We start from the raw sequence: 6,564 nt of genomic DNA on the forward strand, positions 1-6,564 counted from the left end.
GAATAATTACAATCTGAATTATTGAACTTTTGGCAAGAATATGGATTTGGAAACTATGGTAATGGAATAATAAAGTTTATTAACTATTATCGCAAATTATCAAAAGTTAATGAGGATATTTGTTTTCTTAATATTCATTATAGAAACATTACAGTATGCTCATACAGTTTAGATGAGTTTTTTAATCATATATAGTAGATGAAGATAACTACAATAAAATATTGAAAAAAGAATTATTTGCCCAATCATATGATTCAAAAGGATGCTTGAAACCAAATGATATATACTTCTTTGTACCAGCGATTATACTAGGTGGTAAAGAATCGGTAGAATCAATTGATAAAGGGGATGCAAGTGTACATCAAAGTTTATTGTTTCAATTAGGCAAATAATTTTACAGTATATATTACTAAAATTTCAATTTAAATTTTAGTAATCGAAATAGTAATTTACCAGGAAAAGAAGAAAGGAATATTATGAAAACATTGATATTCAATGGTTCTCCAAGGAAAGATGGAGATACTGTTAGTTTGATAAATGAACTGGTTAAGCAGTTAAATGGTGAGTATAGAATAGTTAATACATATAATTGTAAAATACATCCATGTATTGACTGTAGATTTTGTTGGAAAAATGAAGGCTGTTGTGTTGATGATGAAATGCAGGAAATTTATAAGTATATACAGGAGTGTGACAATATTTTAATTGCCTCTCCTATTTATTTTTCAGAATTAACAGGAGCATTGCTGAGTGTTGGAAGTAGGCTTCAAACTTATTTCTGTGGAAAATTCTTTCGCAAAGAGATTCTAATCAAAAAGCCTAAAAATGGTGCCGTTATTGTCGTTGGTGGGGGAGATGGAAGCATAAACAAACCATATGAAACAGCATGTACTTTACTTCATCATATGAATTCACATGACATATTTCCACTTGTATATAGTCATAATACAAATAATAATCCAGCAATTACTGATATTAATGCTATAAAAGGGATAAAAGGTATTACAAAATTTTTTAATGAGTTAAGAGAATAATTTTTGATAGAAAATAGACTATGAAAATCCAATTTGTATTGATGGATAGAAAGACAGTAATTTATTTAAGTGATAGTAATACAGATTATGTGAGGTGTAATATGGAAAGAACAAAAGGAGTGGCATATTGTGGATTAGCATGTTGTGTTTGTAGTGAAAATGCAACTTGTGCTGGATGTAGAAATGAAGGATGCAAAGATAAAGAATGGTGCAAATCATTTAATTGTTGTACGAGCAGGGGACTGAACGGCTGTTGGGAATGTACACAGTTTCCATGCGAAAATCCAATGTTGAACAAACTTCGAATACGTACATTTGCAAAATTTATTGCTAAATATGGAAAAGATAAGTTAATGGATGCTTTGGCGCAGAATGAAGCTGATGGAATGGTATATCATTATGAAGGGCAGCTTATAGATGACTATGATAAATTGCAGACGGAGGAGGAAATTAAAGAATTACTTTTAAATAAAAAAGCATAATATATAGAATTTAAAACAGAAATTTGTAGATGGGATTATTAAGGAGGAAAATCATGTATCAAGTTTTAGAGGATTATAAACTAATACACGAAAATGAACCAATAGGAAAAGTTCAAAGAAAACAACAACATGAGAAGTCTGTTCAGTGGCTAAAAAAGGAATATGTTAATATGCCTCAGCTTTCGATTGTAATTGAGTTTGTAAAGAAAAACAAGAATATTAAATTTACAAGGCAATTTTATTATAAATTGATTTTTCCTCAAATATGTATTGAAGAAAATAAATTTGATGTGTATGGTTTATTATTTTTGTTTGAGACAGATATGATACAACATTATGAGGAATATATGTCTTGGAAAAAATCAATATTAGAACTAGAGAATATAGTGTTGAACAAATATTCTAATAATAATGTAGTGTTAGAATATAGATATGAACGTCAAAAGAACTGGTTTGAATTTTCGATTCATGAAGTACCATTTGGCGTATTGTGTGGTATGGATGGTGCATCACTTAAACAGATAAAAGAAATGAAGAGTGACTTGAAGGATTTTAAAAAATTATGTTTGTTTTTGAATAAGGACGAGGGTGAAAATATTTCTTATTTATCAATTATTTATGATGCTTGGGAAAAATACTTGATGAGTGTAGATAAATACAATGGATTTCAAGGCTATTTGAGGAAAAACACGATTAAATACTAATTATGAATATAATGAAAAGTACAAACAACTCGACAAATTTTAATTATGATATATATAAATTACAATTACCATTATTTAGATAATATTAACCTTTTGTTAAGAAAAAATAAATGTTATATTGTTACAATGAAATAATGAATAGTGAAGTAAGAAAGAGGTTACTTTAAAATGAAGAAAATTTTTAAAGAATATACTAAGATTAAAAATTTTATAACAGTTTGTAGCACAATAGTTTTGATACCTGTTGATTTTATTGTAATTGCTATAACAATATATAATTAGATAAAGAGCATAATATATGCCACAGATTTAAATATCGCATCATTCATAGATGAATTTGCGATATTTTTGTTGCACAATACAAAAATTTAAAGTAATAATTGGAAGTATTTATATGTTATAAAAATTTTTATATATTAGGAGGAAACTTATAGCAGAATATATTGGTGTAAAAAAGCATTTAGAGAAGATGCAGGATACTTTTATGTTTTTGAACACAAAGATGTAACTAGTGTTTATATCGTTAAGTATAGAGGGGGGATTTAAAGTGAAAATTGGAAAAGTAAATAAAATACTGAATTTTATAATAGTTATCATATTAATTATATTGTGGGGAAGTGTTTTTCTTATACATGGTATTGTAGGTGTTGTGGCATGGTCACTAGCAAAATTATTCTTTGCACCAATCGGTGTCCTATTAGCGATTATTAGCCTTATATTGATTATTATCTGTTTAGTAAAAAAGAAAAAAGTTATTCAAAAATCAATTACATTGTTATTATCACTAATTCTCGCGTTTCCTATACTTATGCTTTTTAATGTTATTCAGGTGGAATATCCTGCTAATATCAATAAAGTAATGCCTTGGATTACAGTAAGATGGCCTTTAAAGGAAAAGACAATAGTTGGATGGGGTGGAAATGTTGTAGAAATAAATGCACCACATGCTATATGGGCATCTGAAAGATGGGCATATGATTTGGTTATGGAGCCAAATAATATTGGCAGCAAGAAGCTTGAGGATTATGGAATTTACGATAAAGAGATTGTTGCACCAATTTCAGGGACAGTCGTTGAGGCATATGATGGGGAGCAGGATATAGAACCAACTACAGAGAATTTTTTATCTATGGAAGGAAATCATGTTTATATAAAGATAGATGAAACAGGAACATATTTATTGTTAAATCACTTAAAAAAAGGAAGTGTACTTGTAAAAGCTGGTGATCATGTAAATGAGGGAAAAGTAATTGGAAGGGTTGGAAATTCTGGCACTACTTCAGAACCTCATTTGCATATTCATCATCAACGTCAAGATCCAACGAAAACTATTAATATAATCTTTGCAGAAGGGTTACCACTTTATTTTAAAGATATCGATGGTAAACCTATGCCGGAAAAGGGTTTAATTGTAACACCTAAAAATTGAAGATTATGCATATTATATCTAGATTTGACCTATTAATTAATAAAAATAATGTTCTTTGAAAATTGAATAATGTGATATTTATAATTTATGTTATAATTAATTCATAATAGTAGAAGAAAGAGAAGTTAAGTGAAGAAAATTTATAAAACCTGAGGTAAAAATAACATGGATATAAAATATAACGCTCCTTTACCAATGGAATATATTTCTTTGAGACTGAAAACTGGAATGGGAACAAGGTTAACATTATCTTTAGTACCATTCAGAGTGTACAACATTTTTATAAAACGAACAGCAACCACAAAAATGACAGATTAACAATGTCAACTATTCTAAAGTAAAATAAAAAAATATTAAGGGAAATGTGGAGGAAAAAACAATGGAAATTAAACCGCAGACAATAATTAAAATGAAAATAATCAAAAAGAATGGATATTGCCCTATATTTAATGAGGGAGATGAAATAACTATAAAAAAGCATTGTTTTGATATTTCCGAAAACAAATTACAGAAATATTGTTATGCAACGCTAAATGATATTTATCCGAAATATTCAAAACTCAGAAAAATGCCAATTGGAAGTAAAGATATTTTTAAGTGTAGGGATAATGGAATTATTGAAATTGAACTTGAAAGATATGAAGATGAGTTATATGATTTTGAAAGAAAATAATACTTAAAAAGATAGTGTTAAATCTCAAGGTATATGGTGGTTTTGTAAAACTCAATTTTAAACGGTGTAGGACTTTTAATACCTTAATTAATAAACTTAAAATTTGTAGTATCAGCTTTTATAAATATATATATTATATTCAAGAAAGGCTTTTGAAATGAGAAGTCTTGCCTTGAAGGTAATTCAGAAGCCTATTTATAGAATTGATAATGAATCAATTCTATCCTTTAAAGCAAATATCAGAGAACGTCACAATTATTTTGACAGTATTTTTTAATTCGCATACTCATTACATTATGAATCAATAAAAATAAATAACAGATTTAAATATCGCATTGTTCAGAAATGAGTATGCGGTATTTTTTTGTTCGCAATTCTAAGTAAGTGTACAACATGTAGAAAGTGTGACAGAAGTGTTATTTGAAAATTGAATAATGCGGTATTTACAAAATATGTTATAATTAGTTTGGAATACTAGTATATAATATAGAAAATAATTAAGAGTTAAACTTTATTTTTAGAAAGGATATACATATAGATGGATAATAATGTTTTGTGGTATTTAGAAAAACAAGTTGAGAGAACTATAAATAATTTAAGAAAGCGTAATATGGCAGGCTTTTTCGTTAAGGATGATGTTGAATTAAAAGAACTTTTAAAACAACTTATAGACGAAAAATCTGTAGTTGGTGTAGGCGATTCAATGACACTATTTGAAACAGGTGCTATAGATTTCTTACGTAATGGAAATTATACTTTTTTAGATAAGTATAGAGAAGGTATAACAAGTGAAGAAAAAAAACAAATCTATATACAGAACTTTTCTGCTGATGCTTTTATATGTAGTACAAATGCATTAACGGAAGATGGTGAACTTTACAATATTGATGGGAATGGAAGTAGGGTTGCACCAATGATTTATGGACCTAAACAGGTTATTTTAGTAGCTGGGATAAATAAGATTGTTAAGAATATAGAAGAAGCCGAAAAAAGAGTTAGAAATTACGCTGCACCAATTGATGCAAAAAGATTATGTAAAAACACTCCATGTACTACTTTAGGTAATTGTGTAGATTGTAAAAGCCCTAATAGGATATGTAATGATTTTACAATTATCAGAGGACAGTTTATTAAAGATAGGATAAAAGTAATAATTGTAGGAGAGCAGTTAGGATATTAATTATTTATCAGTAAAGTTATTAAATTATGAAAAAATAAACAATTTATAAAAACACCGTATTATTCAAAAGTAAATTTTATGGTGTTTTTGCGTCGCAATTACTAAAATTTAAAGTAATAATTGAAAGCATTTATATATGATAAGGAGAAAATATATGAACTTTAAGTTAATTGATATAGAAAATTGGGAACGAAAAGAGTGCTTTAATCATTTTATGAATATTGCTAAAAGTACTTATAGTTTGACTGTTAATATAGACATTTCAAAACTTTTAAGTTTAACTAAAGAAAAGGGATATAGGTTTTATCCAGCATTTACATGGATTGTTTCAAGAGCAATAAATAAACATAAAGAATTTAAAATGAGTTTTGATCAAAGTGGAAATCTAGGGTACTTTGAAGAAATTTCACCAGACTATTCTGTTCTTAATGAAAAAACAAAAATTATGAATAGTCTTTGTACGTCATATAATGAGAGTTTCAAATGGTTTTATGAGAAAATGGTAAGTGATATGAATAATTATAAAGTTAGGGGAACTTTGACAGAACCACAGGATAATTTCTTTTTAATCTCATGTCTACCATGGTTAAGCTATACTTCTTTTGATGTTACAAATCAAAGTGAAAGGCAATTTTTATTTCCTATGGTTACATGGGGAAAATACTTTGAACATGATGGTAAAGTACTTATGCCTTTAACTTTACAAGTACACCATGCTGTTGCTGATGGATATCACTGTTCACTATTTTATTCTGATGTGCAACAAGTACTTAAGAATCCACAGAATTATATTAAATAAAATGATTCATCAATAGAATAGAAATTTAGTATGAGTACTTATAATTTATTGATAAGACAAGCACTTTAATAATAGCTTGCTAAAAATAGAGGTGATACAAAATAATAATATTACATTGTATAAAAGAGCATGAATGTAATATTAAGAAGAAATAAATTTTCACAAATTAATCTCCAATATGAAGAAGCTGTTGCAATATGCAACAGCTTCTTTTATTGTGTGCCCAGCATGGGCACGTACTAATCGGTGAAAGTCCGTAATGG

The 6,564-nt window shown here is 27.8% G+C and carries 8 protein-coding genes; all 8 read left to right on the forward strand.

Features of this window, described 5'->3' with window-relative positions:
* Positions 1-221: 221 nt before the first annotated feature.
* Positions 222-392 carry a T6SS immunity protein Tdi1 domain-containing protein gene (locus tag RYM86_RS16090; protein ID WP_315081754.1) on the forward strand — a complete coding sequence of 57 codons (171 nt, stop codon included), beginning with the start codon at positions 222-224 and terminating at the stop codon, positions 390-392.
* 84 nt (positions 393-476) lie between these two features.
* Positions 477-1,034: a flavodoxin family protein gene (locus tag RYM86_RS16095; RefSeq protein ID WP_315081755.1), complete on the forward strand. Its 558-nt coding sequence runs from the start codon at positions 477-479 to the stop codon at positions 1,032-1,034.
* 101 nt (positions 1,035-1,135) lie between these two features.
* Positions 1,136-1,516 carry a DUF3795 domain-containing protein gene (locus RYM86_RS16100; RefSeq protein WP_315081756.1) on the forward strand — a complete coding sequence of 127 codons (381 nt, stop codon included), beginning with the start codon at positions 1,136-1,138 and terminating at the stop codon, positions 1,514-1,516.
* 53 nt (positions 1,517-1,569) lie between these two features.
* Positions 1,570-2,220: a hypothetical protein gene (locus RYM86_RS16105; protein WP_315081757.1), complete on the forward strand. Its 651-nt coding sequence runs from the start codon at positions 1,570-1,572 to the stop codon at positions 2,218-2,220.
* A 547-nt stretch (positions 2,221-2,767) separates the two neighbouring features.
* Positions 2,768-3,649, forward strand: a complete 882-nt coding sequence (locus RYM86_RS16110; RefSeq protein WP_315081758.1) for a M23 family metallopeptidase — start codon at positions 2,768-2,770, stop codon at positions 3,647-3,649.
* 379 nt (positions 3,650-4,028) lie between these two features.
* Complete coding sequence (locus tag RYM86_RS16115; RefSeq protein WP_315081759.1) at positions 4,029-4,322, forward strand: hypothetical protein; 294 nt, start codon at positions 4,029-4,031, stop codon at positions 4,320-4,322.
* Between the two features lie 538 nt (positions 4,323-4,860).
* On the forward strand, positions 4,861-5,502 hold the full coding sequence (locus RYM86_RS16120) for a lactate utilization protein (RefSeq protein ID WP_315081761.1): 642 nt from the start codon (positions 4,861-4,863) through the stop codon (positions 5,500-5,502).
* A 154-nt stretch (positions 5,503-5,656) separates the two neighbouring features.
* Positions 5,657-6,301, forward strand: a complete 645-nt coding sequence (locus RYM86_RS16125; protein WP_315081763.1) for a chloramphenicol acetyltransferase — start codon at positions 5,657-5,659, stop codon at positions 6,299-6,301.
* Positions 6,302-6,564 lie beyond the last annotated feature (263 nt).

This window comes from uncultured Clostridium sp. (genome assembly GCF_963527835.1).
Taxonomy (GTDB): domain Bacteria; phylum Bacillota; class Clostridia; order Clostridiales; family Clostridiaceae; genus Clostridium.